Origin of the sequence: Nocardia sp. NPDC056564, assembly GCF_042793755.1 — a bacterium.
In the GTDB taxonomy this organism is placed as follows: domain Bacteria; phylum Actinomycetota; class Actinomycetes; order Mycobacteriales; family Mycobacteriaceae; genus Nocardia.
This window is the reverse complement of sequence record NZ_JBHTUR010000008.1, coordinates 231,697-247,089: the sequence shown is the minus strand read 5'-3', so window position 1 is coordinate 247,089 and position 15,393 is coordinate 231,697. Positions and strand designations below refer to the sequence as shown.

Annotated in this window: 12 protein-coding genes; 4 read left to right on the top strand and 8 right to left on the bottom strand. The window is 69.1% G+C overall.

Annotated features, from left to right (window positions below):
* Nucleotides 1-22: 22 nt before the first annotated feature.
* On the top strand, nt 23-553 hold the full coding sequence (locus ACFQ9K_RS21945) for a pyridoxamine 5'-phosphate oxidase family protein (RefSeq protein WP_378725207.1): 531 nt from the start codon (nt 23-25) through the stop codon (nt 551-553).
* A gap of 105 nt (nt 554-658) precedes the next feature.
* Nucleotides 659-1,753: a methyltransferase gene (locus tag ACFQ9K_RS21940; protein WP_378725209.1), complete on the top strand. Its 1,095-nt coding sequence runs from the start codon at nt 659-661 to the stop codon at nt 1,751-1,753.
* Here ACFQ9K_RS21940 and ACFQ9K_RS21935 read toward each other — a convergent pair.
* The gene (locus ACFQ9K_RS21935; protein ID WP_378725211.1) at nt 1,750-2,340 is read right to left on the bottom strand and encodes a TetR/AcrR family transcriptional regulator; all 591 of its coding nucleotides are present in this window, start codon (nt 2,338-2,340) and stop codon (nt 1,750-1,752) included. The two genes, ACFQ9K_RS21940 and ACFQ9K_RS21935, sit on opposite strands and share 4 nt — an antisense overlap.
* Before the next feature lie 62 nt (nt 2,341-2,402).
* On the opposite strand from ACFQ9K_RS21935, the gene ACFQ9K_RS21930 reads away from it, so the two are divergent.
* Together ACFQ9K_RS21930 and ACFQ9K_RS21925 are read left to right on the top strand one after the other, a co-directional pair.
* Nucleotides 2,403-3,227, top strand: a complete 825-nt coding sequence (locus tag ACFQ9K_RS21930) for a class I SAM-dependent methyltransferase (RefSeq protein ID WP_378722930.1) — start codon at nt 2,403-2,405, stop codon at nt 3,225-3,227.
* Between the two features lie 129 nt (nt 3,228-3,356).
* On the top strand, nt 3,357-4,373 hold the full coding sequence (locus tag ACFQ9K_RS21925; protein ID WP_378722931.1) for a hypothetical protein: 1,017 nt from the start codon (nt 3,357-3,359) through the stop codon (nt 4,371-4,373).
* Nucleotides 4,374-4,401: 28 nt separating this feature from the next.
* Here ACFQ9K_RS21925 and ACFQ9K_RS21920 read toward each other — a convergent pair whose 3' ends face one another.
* The 7 genes from ACFQ9K_RS21920 to ACFQ9K_RS21890 all read right to left on the bottom strand — a co-directional run bounded on the left by ACFQ9K_RS21920 (nt 4,402) and on the right by ACFQ9K_RS21890 (nt 15,316).
* Nucleotides 4,402-4,743: a hypothetical protein gene (locus ACFQ9K_RS21920; RefSeq protein WP_378722932.1), complete on the bottom strand. Its 342-nt coding sequence runs from the start codon at nt 4,741-4,743 to the stop codon at nt 4,402-4,404.
* Nucleotides 4,744-4,900: 157 nt separating this feature from the next.
* Nucleotides 4,901-5,815, bottom strand: a complete 915-nt coding sequence (locus tag ACFQ9K_RS21915; RefSeq protein WP_378722933.1) for a hypothetical protein — start codon at nt 5,813-5,815, stop codon at nt 4,901-4,903.
* Complete coding sequence (locus ACFQ9K_RS21910) at nt 5,812-6,801, bottom strand: ScbA/BarX family gamma-butyrolactone biosynthesis protein (protein ID WP_378722934.1); 990 nt, start codon at nt 6,799-6,801, stop codon at nt 5,812-5,814. Before ACFQ9K_RS21910 ends, ACFQ9K_RS21915 begins: the two co-directional genes overlap by 4 nt.
* Nucleotides 6,798-7,712: a nucleoside-diphosphate kinase gene (locus tag ACFQ9K_RS21905; RefSeq protein ID WP_378722935.1), complete on the bottom strand. Its 915-nt coding sequence runs from the start codon at nt 7,710-7,712 to the stop codon at nt 6,798-6,800. Before ACFQ9K_RS21905 ends, ACFQ9K_RS21910 begins: the two co-directional genes overlap by 4 nt.
* Nucleotides 7,709-9,145 carry an SDR family oxidoreductase gene (locus tag ACFQ9K_RS21900; protein ID WP_378722937.1) on the bottom strand — a complete coding sequence of 479 codons (1,437 nt, stop codon included), beginning with the start codon at nt 9,143-9,145 and terminating at the stop codon, nt 7,709-7,711. The genes ACFQ9K_RS21905 and ACFQ9K_RS21900 overlap by 4 nt, the downstream gene beginning before the upstream one ends.
* Complete coding sequence (locus tag ACFQ9K_RS21895) at nt 9,142-12,630, bottom strand: AMP-binding protein (protein ID WP_378722938.1); 3,489 nt, start codon at nt 12,628-12,630, stop codon at nt 9,142-9,144. The genes ACFQ9K_RS21900 and ACFQ9K_RS21895 overlap by 4 nt, the downstream gene beginning before the upstream one ends.
* Complete coding sequence (locus ACFQ9K_RS21890; protein ID WP_378722939.1) at nt 12,620-15,316, bottom strand: phosphoenolpyruvate synthase; 2,697 nt, start codon at nt 15,314-15,316, stop codon at nt 12,620-12,622. The genes ACFQ9K_RS21895 and ACFQ9K_RS21890 overlap by 11 nt, the downstream gene beginning before the upstream one ends.
* Nucleotides 15,317-15,393: the final 77 nt, after the last annotated feature.

Genomic DNA, 15,393 nt, shown 5'->3' with positions numbered 1-15,393 from the left:
GCCGTCGTATCGTCAGCACAGTATGGACACCACCAACCTCGCCGACCTCTACTCGTTGCCGGAGCTGGACTGGGCGAACATCGAATCGAAGCTCGACGCGAACATCCCGCAGGCCCCGGACACCGGCGGCCCGAACCGGCACACCTACTGGTTGAGCACGATCAACCCGGACGGCAGCCCACACGTGACCGCGCTCGGCGCGCTCTGGCTCGACGGCGCGTTCTGGTTCACCACCGGCACGCGAACCCGCAAGGGGCGCAACCTCGCCCGCGATCCGCGCTGCACGATCAGCATCGCCCTGCACGACTTCGACCTCACCGTCGACGGCACGGCCGCGCTGGTCACCGACCCGGCGGCGGTCGCCGAGATCGCCGCGCGCTATGCCGCGGACGGCTGGCCGGCCACGGTCGACGAGAGCGGCCAGGCGCTCACCGCCGAGTACAGCGCGCCGTCGGCCGGCCCGCCGCCCTGGCACGTCTACCGCATCACCGCGACCACGGCGACGGCGCTCGGCACGGTCGAGCCCGGCGGCGCGACGCGCTGGCGTTTCTGAGCGGTTCCGCTTTCATCGACCGGTGTCCGGCGCACGGCGCCGCGGCGGCCCGTACCCTGCTGGTTGGCGCAAAGCGCTGACCGTCGAGCGGATGGGAGTCGCCCCGTGGCATCCGACCAGCCGAGAATGCCGCCGCCAGGGCTGGTTCGCGCGGTCGAGTTGGTGCGCAACGGACTTTCGGTCGCCTACCGCAAGCTGGTGCCCGGTCAGGTCGCCGTGATGGAGATGCTGGCCGCCGGGTGGTTGACGCAGGCGATTCATGCCGCCGCCGAGCTCGGGGTCGCCGACGCGCTGGCCGACGGGCCGCGCGACGGCGCCGAGCTGGCGAAGCTGGTCGGGGCCGATGAGGATGCGCTGCACCGGTTGCTGCGGCTGCTGATCGGTCACGGGATCTTCACCCGGCGACGGGACGGCCGGTACGCGCTGACGCCGATGGCGCGGGCACTGCGCCGGGATGCCGGCGTTTCGTTGCGAGACGCCGCACTGTTCTTCGGCTGCTCGATCCATCGGGAGAACTGGTCGCACCTCGTCGACGCGGTGCGCACCGGGCAGCCGGTCGGCCGGGCGCTGCACGGCATGTCGTTCTTCGAGCACGTGCGCGCCGATCGGGAGCTGGGCGCGCTGTTCGACAACGCGATGACCAGCATCGGCAGCCTGGGGCTTGCTCCGCTGCTCGCGGCCTACGACTTCGCGCAGTTCGAGACGCTGGTCGACGTCGCCGGTGGCGAGGGCACGATGCTCGCCGAAATCCTGTGCCGGGCGCCACGATCCAGGGGTGTTCTGTTCGAGCTGCCGGAGGTGGCCGAGTCGGCGAGCAGGCGGCTGGACGAACTCGGGCTGGCCGACCGGTGCACGGTCGAGCGCGGATCGTTCTTCGACGCGGTTCCGCAGGGCGGTGATGCCTACATCCTCAAGCACATCCTGCACGACTGGCCCGAGGACGACGCGGGACGGATCCTGAAGACCGTTCGTGCGGCGATGAAACCCGATGCGCGCCTGTTGATCATCGAGCTGGTGGTTCCGGAGAACACTCGACCGCATCCGGGTAAGTACATCGATCTCGAAATGCTGGTGCACACGGGCGGTCGTGAGCGCAGCGCCGAGGAGTATCGGAAGTTCTTGGCGCGCTTCGGATTCACGCTCAGCCGGATCGTGCCGACGGTTTCGCCGGACAACGTGCTCGAGGCCGTGCCCGGCTAGGGGGTGAGCACGCCGGCGATGACCGTGTTCACCACCCGGCCAACTGCTTCAGGCTCCGGCGGGGCGCCCTTGCGGTCGGCGAACAGGAGATGCCCGGCGCCGATCAGCGTGGGGGCCAGTACTTCTACGTCGGCCGTCACCGCGATGCGGCCCTGGTCGCGCTCCGCCCCCAGGTAGTCCGCGATCATCGCCGTCGCCTCCGCCAGCAGCGGAACGCCTGTCGGCCTGGTCCGGCGGAGCCTGGCGCGCAACTCGTCCCGGAAGGTGACCAGGCTGACGATGGCCACCGCGACCGTTCCGAAGACCTCGGTCAACGCGTCGCCGAGATTGCCGACCACCGTGCCGGTGCCCGCGGCCGCGCGCAACGCGGCGCTCTGCTGGTCGATGCGTGCGATGCGGTCGAGCACGAGTTCGGCGAGGAAGTCGTCGAAGTCGGCGAAGTGCCGGTGCAGCACGCCCTTGGCGCAGGCCGCCTCGGTGGTGACCGCGCGGCTGGTCAGCGCGCTCGGGCCGGCCTGAATCAGGATGCGTTCGGCGGCGTCGAACAGTTGCTCGCGCACGTCGCGCATGGCCACTCCGGTCGGCACTGTGTGCTTCTCCTTTCGTCGAACGGTTGAAGAGTGGGCATGTGCCCACTTATAGTGGGCGCATGCCCACTATACCTTCGGGGGCGTCGCCCCTTCCCCAGCAAGAATCGCATCAGGCTCGCGAGATCGCCGAGTCGTTCGGCATCGACGCCGAGCGCTACGACCGCTCCCGGCCCCGGTATCCCGACGCGATGGTGCAGGCGATCATCGCCGCAGGCCCGGGACGCGACGTACTGGACGTCGGCATCGGCACCGGCATCGTCGCGCGGCAGTTCCGCGCGGCGGGCTGTCACGTCTTCGGCGTCGAACCCGACGAGCGCATGGCCGAATTCGCGCGCCGCGGCGGGACCGAGGTCGAGGTGTCCACCTTCGAGGCCTGGGATCCCGCGGGCCGGACCTTCGACCTCGTCGTCGCCGGCCAGGCCTGGCACTGGGTGGACACCGTCGCCGGCGCGGCCAAAGCGGCCGAGGTGCTGCGACCGGGCGGAGTGCTGGCCCCGTTCTGGAACGTGAGCCAGCCGCCGCCGGACCTCGAGCGCGACTTCGCCGATGTCTTCCGCCGACTGGTCCCCGACTCCCCGGTCGGCCAGGTCCCCACCGGCTCCGCGTTGCAGCTCTACGCGTCGATGTGCGACAAAACCTCCGACGGCATCCGCCGATCGGGAGCCTTCGGCGAGCCGCAGCAACAGCAATTCGAGTGGGAACAGCGGTACACCCGCGACGAATGGCTCGAATACTCCGCCACCACCGGCGCCACCACCCGCCTCCCCCAACCGCTGCTCGACCAGGTACTGGCCGGCCTCGGCGCGGTCATCGACGCCGCCGGCGGCAGCTTCACCGTGCACTACACGGCGGCAATGGTCACCGCCGTCCGAAAAGTCGGCTGACCCGCCACCGCCGACCTACACCCTCCCCGCAGTCGACCCCATCCAAGACTTCATCCGCCTCTACGGCTAACCGCGCTCAGCGACCTGCGTCGATCTCAGTTGTCGGTGCTGGAGGCTAAAGTCCGCGGCATGGATGCAGTCGACGCAGGCAGCAGCACCATCGAAGGTCCCGCGCAGATCCTGAAGCCGCACCGCCATCGTGCCGAGAACAGCGACGGCACGGTGCTCAACGCCGAATTCTCTGTGGGCGCCGACGGCGACGCGTTCTCGTTGATCATCGAAAGCGCCGGCGGCAAAGTGGTCGGCAGCCCGCTGCCTCGCAACAGCGACTATGTTCCGTTACTGGAACTGCTGCTCGCCCGGCTGCGTGAACTCGACGCGACAATCGTTGGGGCCGAGGTCGTCTCGGCAAACGCAACGAGACTTGCCGCCAATGACCGACAGCTGCTGACCGACCCGATCACGATGTCGACCATCTCCGATATTCCCCAATGCCGTCTCGATCTGACCCGGGCACAGGGGCGCGTCGGCCTGTCATCGACATCGCAGAAAGAAGGCAACAACCGCAAGCGGCTGCTCCTGCGAATCATCGTTCCCGATTACGAGCCCGCGGACGCCGAGCAACTGGCACAAGACCTCTCCCGCAGCGCAGTCACGATCGAGGCCGGAGATCCGATCGTCGGTGAGACGGACGGCCTGCGCCCAGCCAAGATCCGGCGTGAGCAATCACGACTACGTCGAATCCTGGTCGGATCAGGTGCGACCGGTACCTGTGCAGTATGTGGAAACGAGTTCCCCGTAAGTCTGCTCGTTGCTGCCCACATCAAGAGGCGCGAGCATTGCACCGAGGACGAGCGCCGCGACCTGTTCAACGTGGCCATGCTGGCCTGCACCTTCGGCTGTGACGCCTTGTACGAGGACGGCTGGATCTCCGTCGATCACACCGGCCGACTCTGTATCGCCGATGAAACAGCCACACCCGCGGTCCAGGACCGCCTCGCTGCTCTCGCGGGCCGGAGGTGTGAGGCGCACAAGCCCGGTTCAGCGGCCTACTTTGATTGGCATTACACCGCCGCCTTTCGGGGCAGATCGTCAGCGGTGGTCGGAGAGCGGTTGATCGGGTTCCATCGACCTGGGGTCTGCTGAGTTGAGTGGGCGGTGGGGGAACTGTGGCTCAGGCGGGTGAGACGAAGGCGCGGGTGGTGATGCCGAGGGCGGTGGGGGTCACGCAGGAGGCGCGCATCGACTGGCCGGCGGCGGCCGCGGGGGAATCGGCGCCGGGGTAGGGGCCGAAGATGGGGCTGTCGGGGGTGGCGGGGACGCTGATGCCGAGGCATTCGACCTCGAGCACGGTGGACCCATACCCCTCGTGGCAGAGGGCGACGGCGTCGGTGAGGCCGCGGTCGACGTAGCAACCGCCGGGGTCGGCGGCCGCCCGGTCGGCTCTGGCAATCACGGTGCCGCAGACGAGCACGAACAAGCAGCCACCTCCGACGATTCGTCGCACGGTGCTCACAGTGAATCCCTTTCTCGGCGCGATGGTGCACTCCAGCCGGAATCGGTCCGGTCACCGCATCTTGATCAAGCGTTCCCCCTTGATCAACCCCCGGCCATTCCACCAGACCCGAGCCTCGCCGGTGCGGGACACGACGGAGCACCGGCGGCGAGATCCGCTACGGCAGGGTCAGGGCTTGGGCGATCAGGGTGAGGTAGAGAGCGAGGATGAAGAGGACGGCGGGGGCGGGTGGGTAGTCCGTGCGGTCGCCGCGCAGGAACTTCAGTGCGCCGAGGGCGGGGATCAGTAGCAACAGGATGGGCAGCCAGGCGACGAGGGACGACGGCGGCGGATAGTCCCACGGGCGGACGAGCAGCAGGTCGACCAGGACCGCGGCCGCCGCGCAGAGCAGCGACGCCGCGGTACTTCCCTTGGCGCCCAGCGCATTCGAATACCACAGCGCACCCGGACGACGCTCGCGCGAGGTCTTTCTGGCGAACTCGAATTGAAGGAACGCGCCGGCGAAGACACCGGCAACCGCCGCGGCCTGCCAGTGCGCGCGCACCGCACCGGTGTCGATCGCCGAGACCACGATGTAGCCCGTGACGAGCAGCTGCACCGGATAGGTCACGATCAGGTTCAACAAGATATCGGCGCGCACGGTAGCGAACAGCCGCTCCAGTCCCCACAGCACCAATCCGTAAGCCATTGCGACAGCGATCATCACGGCGGAGCCGACGGACAGCGCGAGACTGCCGGAGATGGCGCCGACCGCGATGAGCCCCATGGCGACTCGCAGTTCGACCGCGCTCACCGCCCCGGTCACCAGCGGCCGGTCCGGGTTGTGCACGCGGTCGTATTCGAGATCCTTCTGTTCGTCGACCATTCGCAGATACAGCAGCACGAACGCGACCACGACGATCCGGACCACGGTCGCCCCGGTCGGCCGCCATGCCGAATCCGGCTGCGTCACCAGCGAAGCGGTGCCCTCCAGGGCGAGCACCCACAGCACCCCGTACAGCAAGTAGTGCGGTTTGTACATCACCGCGGTGAACCGGGCGATACGCACCACGGACACCAGCGGATTCGTCACGCGGACTCCGGTTCCCCGGCGTCGAAACCCAGTTCGTCGTCGGCGAATTCGAGATCGAGTTCGGCGGCGACCGCGTCGGCCTGCCGGATCTCGCAGTGGATCACGGTCCGGTCGGCCTGCTGGCCGGTGATCTCCGCGACGCACTCGGCGGGGCGATCCAGCTCCACGAATCGCTCGAAAGCGCTTCCGACGCATTCCAATCGGGGCGCCCGGTGCAGCACCATGGCCAACGCGGTCTGCCTGCACGCCTCGATCAGCAGGCTGCCCGGAACGTGGTCGAGTTGATGATCGAACAGGAACGGATGACCCAGGTCGGGAACCAGCGCCGCCCGCGCGGTGTTCCCCGCCAACTCCGGCGCGGCGATCACGACATTGCGCCAGTTCTCCCGCCCCACCTCGGCCGCGACCGCGCGATCGGCGAGCGCCGAAGCGCCGACGAACGCCCCGAGGCCGAGGCTCTTCCGGAACGCCCCGCGCAGCCCGGCCCATTGCCGCGGCGTCATCCAGGAGAACGAGCCGTCGACGGTCATCATCGACTCGTCGCCGCAATCGATTTCGAGCACCATGTCCAGGCCCTGCACCGTCTCACCGCGCACGTGCCGCCGGGGCACCCGTGCGCGCATCACCAGATCGGCCGGGGCGGAGCCGACCTCCCAGGCCGGGGTGTCCGCGCCGGTGCCGTTGAAGGTGCGCACGATGAACGCCATGTCCGAAGGCACACCGTAGAACTCGTGACTGAGCGCGATCGCGGCCTGCCGGGCGGCCTCCATCACCAGCAGCGGGTCGTGGCGCAGGCCGAGCGAGCCGAGATGGTCACCGTAATAGGCGTGCATCCTGGGTAACTGGGCGCCGACCACGAACTCGTCCTCGGTCACGGCGTCCATCGAGGTGACGAACACCTCCGACACCGCGCACCGGTGCGCCAGCTCGCGCGAGATGGTGCGTAGATGGGTCGCGGTCTTCACCGTTTCCACGTTTGCCGTCACGGTCGTTCCTCCAGCCAGTCTTTCGCGGTCACCGGGCGCAGCGTTTGCGGCCGCGTCCCGACCCGCATCGGGAGTACATAGGACCCGAGCACGATCACCGACCACGGATCGAGTTCCCGCCCCTCGGCCCACGCGGAATACAGCAGCTGCGCGCAGTCCGCGTCCGTCCGATCCGCGAAAGCCGGTGCGGCACCGGCTTTCTCCAGGTCACGCAGAATCCGGCCGAGCGCGTCGGCACGGTCGAAGCTGCGCGCGGGCGCCTGCGTGTAGAGGTCGTGCGCGATCGCGATGGCCTCGGACGAGCGGTCGGCCCCGTCACCGGCCTGCGCGATCACCTTCGCCCGGCGGTCCTCGTCCAGATAGATGGCGAGCTCCCGCAGCACGTCGGCGGGATCGTCGGGCGAATGCACCAGATTCAGCAGATAGCTGTGCCGGCCGAGCAGGTGGCGCAGCTCGCCGGGTTGACGCTTACCCGGATCGGTCGGCCCCTTGGCCTCGGTAAGGCGTACGGGGACAGGCAGTTCCGCGTCCTCGCCGCGGACGACGAGCACCAGGACATCCGAGATGCCGACCAGGAGATCGGCCAGGCGCCTGCGTTCGGGCGAGGCGATGTTCCAGGCGAAGTACCACAGCGCCCGCGCGAAGTGCCGGTCGACCGCGACACGGAAGGCGGAGACAACTCGGAAGCCGTTGTCCGTCAACCAGTTCAGCGTCGGCTCGACCGATCTGGCGACGATGGCGTCCGGCTTGAGCAGCAGCATCGAGTGCGCTCTGGCGAACTTCGCGGCGTCGACGCCGAGGCGGTCGAGTTGCTCGACGGTCTCTTGCAGGTAGGTGTCGTCGGCGTAGGCCGTCACCTTCTCCGGCTGCGGGGTCAGCGCGGCGAGCAGCTCGCGCAGCGGCGCGGTCACCGGCCCGCCCCACCGGAGTCATTGCCTGCCAATATGTCTTCGATCGACGGCAACGGCACACCGAGATAGCCGGATTCCAGGCAGTGATCCAGCAGCACGCGCAGGTACTCCTTGCCGGTGGATGGTGCTGGTTTGCCGAGCAGCACTTCGGCATTCGCGGTGGCGAAGCTCAGTCGCCGCTCGAAGTAGCTGGTGTAGAGCGAGCCGATGCGCCGGTAGTACTCGCGTTCGACGGCGCCGAGGTCGTCTTCGCGGAAGGTGGCCGCGGGCACGAACGTCGCAACCTCGAACGACGGGTATTCGGCGAGCACATCGGATACCTCGCGCAGCGACAGCGTGTCCCGGCCGACCGCATGGAAGGTGCGCCGATGGGCCGAGTCGAAATCCAATACGGCGGCGGCGATCACCTCGGCGACATGATCGACCGGTGCCAGCGAGAGCGTCGCGTCGTAGCGGCCGGGCAGCGAGCGCAGCTTGCCCTCGACCATCAGCTTGACCACGGTGTAGAGATTCTTGTATTCGCGGATGGCACCGGTGCCGAGGGCGCCGGTGACGATGCCGGGCCGCACGATCGCCCAGCGCAGGCCGTGTCCGCCCGCCGCGCGGACCAGGTGCTCGGCATGAAACTTGCTTTCCTCGTATCGGTTTCCGAAGGTCTGGCCCGCGTCGAGTTCGTTCTCCTCGATCACGCCGCTTCGGTTGCCGCACACGTAGGCGGTGCTGACGTAGACCAGCTGGACGTCCCAGGCCTTGGCCAGCGCCACCGCATTCGCGGTGCCGCGCACATTGAGTTCGTGATAGTCGGTCGCGTCGGCGTCGAACGCGGTGGTGGCCGCGCAGTGGACGATCGTGCCGACCCGTTCGGACAGGTCCGCGGAATCCCGCGGGGACAGACCGAATCCCGGCATCCGGATGTCGCCCGCGACCGGACTGCCCGCACCGAGTGCGGTGCCGTCGTTGCGGACGATGCGCGCGTTGTTGTGCAGCACCGCGGCGACCGGACGGCTCGCCGCGGCCAGGCGCGCCACCACCTCGGAGCCGACCAGCCCGCTCGCGCCGGTGACCAATACCGTGTCGCGCCTGCCCATTCCGTCGTCGTGCTGCCGCTCGGCGCCGACGTGGCCGAGCAGGCGGCTGCGATCCTTCGCCGCCGGCCTGCCGTGCTCGTCGCCGACCCCCGCGGCGAGGCCCGTCGTGACCAGCGTGACGACGTCGCCGACCCGGCGGATGCCGGCCAACCGCTCCGGCCGATGGCGCGGGAGACCGAAGGTGCGCTCGAGCGCGACGGTCAGCTCCATCAATCGCAGCGACTCGAAACCCAGGTCCTCGACCAGCCTTCGGTCGTCGGCGGCGAGCGCGCGCGGGTCCGGGGCCATGGCCTGGACCAGCTTGCGCACCCGCTCGGCGACCGCGGCATCGGCGACGGCGGTCATGGCTGCGGCATTCCTTCCACGCGGAGGTGCGGCTGCTGCCCACCGGAGGCCAGCAGGTCGCGGGCCTCGTCCAGGGGCAGGTCGGTGTCGAGATAGCCGGCGACGCGCAGCCAGTCGTAGCCGATGGCGAGCGTGCGCCGCCATTGCTCGCGCGAATCGAACGAGGCCGGAAAGGCGGTGACGGCCGGGTCCGCGGCGACGGAGCGGACGAGGGTGACGAAGTCGTCGAGGACGGCGAGACCGATGACGGCATCCCCGGATTCCGAGAACCGAACCTGCCGAGCCGATTCCAGCCGCGCCACCAGCTCGTCCCGGTGCTCGGCGTGCGGCGGGAGGAGGCGGCGCAGGGTCGATGGCGGTGCGACGTCGGCGGGCAATGGATGAATGCCGAAGGCGGACAGCGTCACTCGGACCGCCATCGCGATCATCCGGTGTGCGGCGAGGTCGGCGACGGCGCCCTGACCGTTCTTGATCGCGCCCGCCAGATCCTCGCGGGCGTTCTCCAACACGATGTTCGACCACACCAGGTTCATCGCGCACTCGGTGAACCGATGCGCGGGCAGCGGTGAGAGGGTCGCGATCAGGTCTGCGCGCGCGGCCCCGGTGACGCCGAGCGCGGGGGCCGCCGCGGACGGCACCGGCGTGTAAGGCCGCACCGGTTTGCACATGGCCAGCGCGGGTGTCAGGACTTCGCCACAGCGCCACTGCAATCCGACGAAGCCGAGCCGGAGGAACTCGGCGAGTTCAGCGGTGATGTCGTGCGGCGCGCGGGACAGCACGGCGGCGAGCGAATGCCGGAAGACCACCGAACGCCAGGCGCGAGCCCCGCTGTCCGAGAGGACGAAAACGTCGCTGTCACCGCGAATGACGTGCACGCGCTGACCGATGTTCCACGTGGTGACCTTGGGTCTCCTGACGAACAGGATCTGGTCGGGATCGTCGGTGACGCCCTCGACGCCCAGTTCCGCGGCGAGTTCGAGAACCTGGGTCCACGTTGCCTGCTCGGACAGCGCCCGCGCCTGCGCATCGCCGAGTACGCCGGGCAGTGCGTCGCCGTAGCTCCGCTCCGGGTCGTCACCCGCCCACGCGCGCGGATCGCCGAGATCGCGGTAGCGATCGATGACTTCGTCGTCGCCGATCCGATCGAGTTGCCGCGGAAGCCATTTGGTTTCCAGATAACTTTCGCCCCGGCGCGCGGCCCAGCCCTTGATCGCCTGGAGCAAGCCGTCACGCGCCCAGTCGATCGCCTCGTCGCGCGCCCGCAGCGAGCGCAGTGCGATGGCGTAGCGCAGGGCCTGCTGCGCTCGAGCGGTCCACCAGTCCGCGATCAACCTCATGAAGGTGGAATGCGGCAGTAGCGAACGCAACTCGTCGACCTCGACGGCTCCCGCGCGGACAACCGTCGCGCGCAGGAACCGTTGACATCGGTTGAGCAGATCCTCGTCCAGCTGGGCAACGGTCGCGGCGTCGGCCACCTGTGCGAGCTGCCGCCGCATCTGGGACTCCGAGCGCGTGCGTACCTCCACCCGGCGTCCGTCGACGAACAGCACGGTCGGCAGCGTGGGCAGTTCCTCGTCGCCGGGGGCGAGCACCAGGAAGTCCACGTCGGACCCCTCGTTGCCGAAGCCCTCGGCAAGTGAACCCTCGAACAGGACGGTCGAATCCGCGGGAATCGCCACGCTTTCCAACGCACTGTCGAGCAACTGGCCGACCCGTTCGGCGGCCAGCGCAGGCACGGGCACGGCGACCGGATCCCGGCGTTCACCGGGAGATCCGAGTGTCTCAGTGGACGTGGCTTCTGCCTCGTGCACGACCGCGTCCGCCAGCGCCCCGCCGCGGAACTGGTCCCACATGTATCGCCTGCGCGGCTTGCCACTCGACGTGCGCCGGATGATCCCGCGCGGACCGGTGACGATGGTGACCGTCTGCGCGGGCCCCAGCTCGCCACGAATGATCTTGCGCGCCGCGCTAATCCAGTCGCCCGGCGCCGACTCCGCGAACAGCGCGATGCCTTGCCCACCTGGCTCGGTGATCGCTACGGCGGCGAGTTTGCCCTTGGTGATCCCGGTTTCCTGGGCAACGCGCGATTCGATGTCCTCCATGAACACCGAACGCCCACGCACCTTCAGGCTCGACCCCATCCGGCCGATCACGAATACCTCACCGCGATGCAGGAATCCGGCATCGCCGGAGTACAGCGCGCCGTCCACGATCCTGGTGGACGCGCCATCGGATTCGTCCGAGTAGCCCAGCGCCACCGAGTCGCCGACCACCACCATCTCGCCGAGCGTTCCGTCGGGCAACGGGCTGCCGTTCTCGTCGACCACCGTGACGGTCGATTCGGGGGTCGAGTAACCGAGTCCGGTGATCCAGCCCGCGCCGTCGACCCGATGCGTGTCGTCGAGCAGTTCCCGGTCGAGGATGGTGACGGGCTCACCGAAGCGCAGGGTCGGGGTGTCGATGCGCAGCGCGGTGATCGGACGATGCCGCGCCGAAGAGGTCACCATCAGCGTCGACTCCGCCAGACCGTAGGCCAGCGTGTACGCACTCATCGAAAAGCCGAGCGGCCCGGTGAGATTCGCGAACGACTGCAGGTCGGCCACCTCGACCGGCTCGGAACCGACGGCGAGCGTGCGCCAGCCGGACAGGTCCAGATCGGCGATCTCCTCGGGCGAAACCCGGTGCGCCACATAGCCGAGCGCGAACGACGGCGACGGCGAGTGCTGGGCGTGCGCCATCGCCCGCAGCCAGCGCGCGGGATCGCGGACGAACTGATCCGGGCGCATCAGCCACAGCTCACCCTGATTGGTCACGGTGGTGAGGAACGCGCCGACCAGCCCCATGTCGTGATACAGCGGCAGCCACGACACCATCGCCTCGCCGGCGCGCCACTCGACCAGCTCGGAGATCATCGCGATGTTGTTGGCCAGGTTGTGCCAGCTCACCCGCACGCCGCGCGGGGCGGCGGTGGAGCCGGAGGTGAATTGCAGCAGCGCGCACTCGTCCGGCTCGCCGAACACGCGCTCAGCGGGCGGGCACGGTCGCAGTGTGGCCGCGTCGATCACCAGTGGCTCGTCACTCCGTCCGGCCACCGTCGCCGCCTGCCGGACGAGCTGCTCGAATTCGGTCGAGGTGACCACCAGCCGGGGCTCGGCCTGCACCAGGATCCCGGCGATGTGCGCGATGATCTGGTCGAGATCGCCGAACATCGGCGGCGCGACCGGCGTGAACACCCCGCCGCACGCCCAGACCGCGTAGAACGCGGCGATACAGGGGAATCCGGTCGGCATGATCACGCAGGCGCCGTCGCCGCTGCCCATGCCGTGCCCGCGCATGAGCGCGGCGATCGACCAGGTCTGCTCGGCCAGTTCGGGATAGCTCCGGTAGTCCCAGCCGCCGGCCTCGTCGGCCAGCCGAATCCCGGCCGCCCCGGCCGGGTCGGCTAGCCAATCACGAACGGCCGCAACGTCTTTGTCATGCTTCATCGCGGACATCTCCTTCGGCCAGCACAGTAACGGTTCCGTTCGTGCCATCGACCCGAATCCGCATGCCGGTCCGTACCTTTTTGGTCACGTCCTTGACCTGGACCACCGTCGGCACCCCGAGTTCACGGGCCACGATCGCGACATGGGTGAGCGGGCTACCGCGCTCGATGACCAGCGCCGACGCCGAGGGCAGGGCGGCCACCCAGCCGGGATCGGTCCGATACGCCACCAGAATGCCACCGGCGACATCGCGCGGCTCGTCGACGACCACCGCGGTTCCCGCCACGATGCCGGAGGCCGACGGGGTGCCGGTGAGCACCGTGCCCGCCGCGGCCGCCGGGGTGTCGGTGATCGGCACCCAGCCCTGCGCCGCCAGTTCGGCGCGGCCGAAGGTCGATCCGGTGGTGACGAACCTGGCCGGAGCCACGAGCCCGGCGTCCTTGGCACGCTGCGCTTTTCGCGCGCCGACGAGGTCGCGCAGGCCGGCGGTATCGGCCCCGTCGTAGCTGCCGCGCAACTCCTGCACGGTCAGATAGAACACATCGGAGAACTCATCGATGACTCCGCGCTCGGCCAGATCCCGGCCCATCACCCGGATCATCCGCTTGACCATGCCGAAGGCCCTGGTCCGGCAGAACCGCAGGCGCTCTCGGTGGGCGGCGCAGCGGGAGACCTTGCCGCGCAACCGTTCATAGATCCGGCGGCGGACGCCGTGCAGATGGGCGTCGAGGTACTCCTCGGCCTCGTCGCGGTGGCCGAGCGGCGCGTCGGGTAATGCGCTGCGCAGCATGATGAACAGGCTCGCCGGATCTTCGCGCAGGTCCGGGGTCTCCAGCTTGAGCTCGTCCAGGCTGCGGTAGCCGTAGCTGTCGATGTAGGCGTCGACCCGCGCGCGGAAGTCCGGCCGGTCCGCCAGCGCGGCGTAAACCTGTTCCGGCGCCGCCGAATTCACCAGGGCGGTGAGTTCGGGATCGGCACGGACGGTGTCGGCGAGGGCCTTCATCGCGCGGGCCGGTTCGGCGGATTCGACGTCGGCGCCGGGGCCGACCACCGCGTAGAGGAACCACTCCGGGGCCTTGGGCAGCAGCAGTTTGGTCAGCAGGAACATCAATCCGGTGCAGGTCAGCAGGATCGCGTCGAGGACCATCAGCGGGCCCCAGCGTTCCACCAGGTCGCGGTCGACCCTGCGATAGGCGGCGTCGGCTTCGGCGCCGGAGAGGGCGGTGTAGTCGATGGCGTCGTATTCGTCGTAGACGCGGTAGAAGTCGGTCATGAACTGTTCGACGACCGCGTCGATGCCGAACAACCGGCGCACGTACGTCGCCGTGGTCACCGCCCGCGACCGGAGGCGGCGCAGCGGATTGCCGAAGGTGAACGGGCGCAACGTCTTCGCGATGTCGTCGGCGAGCGGCTCGGCCACGCCGAGCGCCGCCTCCAGCACCTTGCGGTTCAGCGGATAGCCCGGTGCGATGCCGACCATGCGATACCAGTGCAGCAGGTTGTAGTACACGCGGCCGTGAAAGTAGCCGAGCAGCACCGGAGTCCAGCGTTCGGTCTGGCGCAGCTGCGCCTCGGGCACCCGGAGGGACTTCGCGTAACCGTGGTAGACGCGGCCGTAGATGTCGGCGGCGGTGGTGTAGGTCAGCGGGGAGGTGAGGCCGTTGAAGCTCTCGATGATGTTGGAGTTGTCCCAGATTCGTTGTTCGCCGTCCGGAACCGCCTCGCCGGCACCGCGAATGATCGCGCCGGGGTGCGTCCCGAGGGTCGTGGTGATCGGGCGGGACTGGAGGAACCAGAGGCCGTCGTCGTCGATCGCCCATTCCACATCCTGCGGGGCGTCGAACTCGGCCTCCACCTTGCGGCCCAGTTCGGCCAGCTCGGCGATCTCGGCGTCGGTCAGGGCGGGCAGCTCGCGCCGCGCCGGGTCGATCTCGCTGATCGTGTAGCCCTGCGCGCCGCCGGCCACATACGACCGGTCCTTGTCCCCCAGCACGGTTTCCAGCACGGCGCCGGAGGACTTGTCGACCACGACCGAGTCGGCGTCCAGCGCGCCCGACACCAGGCCCTCGCCGAGCCCGTAGACCGCGCTGACGACCAGCTCGTCGCGGGCGCCGCTGATCGGGTTCGCGGTGAACATCACGCCGCTGGACCTGGCCGCGATCAAGCGTTGCAGCACAACGGCGACCGCGCCCGCGCGCGGCTGCTCGTTGGCGAAGGCGTAGCGCAGCGAGCGCTCGGAGAAGGCCGACGCCCAGCAGTCGCGGACCCGAGCCAGCACGGCGTCGAGGCCGTTGACGTTCAGGAAGGAGTCGAACTGCCCCGCGTACGAGTGTTCCGGCCCGTCCTCGGCGACCACCGACGAGCGCACCGCGATCGGACCGCCCAGCCGCGCGTAGGCGTCGGCGATCACGGCGCGGATCTCGGCGGGCAGCGAGGTCGAGACGATGTCGGCCCGCAGGGCGGCACCCGCGACGAGTGCGGCGTCCAGGTCACCCAGTAGTGTGACCTCGGTCACTTTCCGGAGCAGGTCGGTCTCCGCGGTGAACTGGGCGAAGACGTCCGTGCCGAGCACGATCCAGTCCGGGACCCGAAATCCGCACTGGCGCAGGCGGTGCAGCCCGCGCGCTTTACCGCCGCCGACGGCGGCGATCGTCGCGATGTCGGTCCACGGTCCAAGCACCTGCACGGCATGCTCCCATCACCCCTGTTTTTCGTGCCGGAGCACCACGCACCGGCCGACCCGGGCCGCGCAAAACTCACATG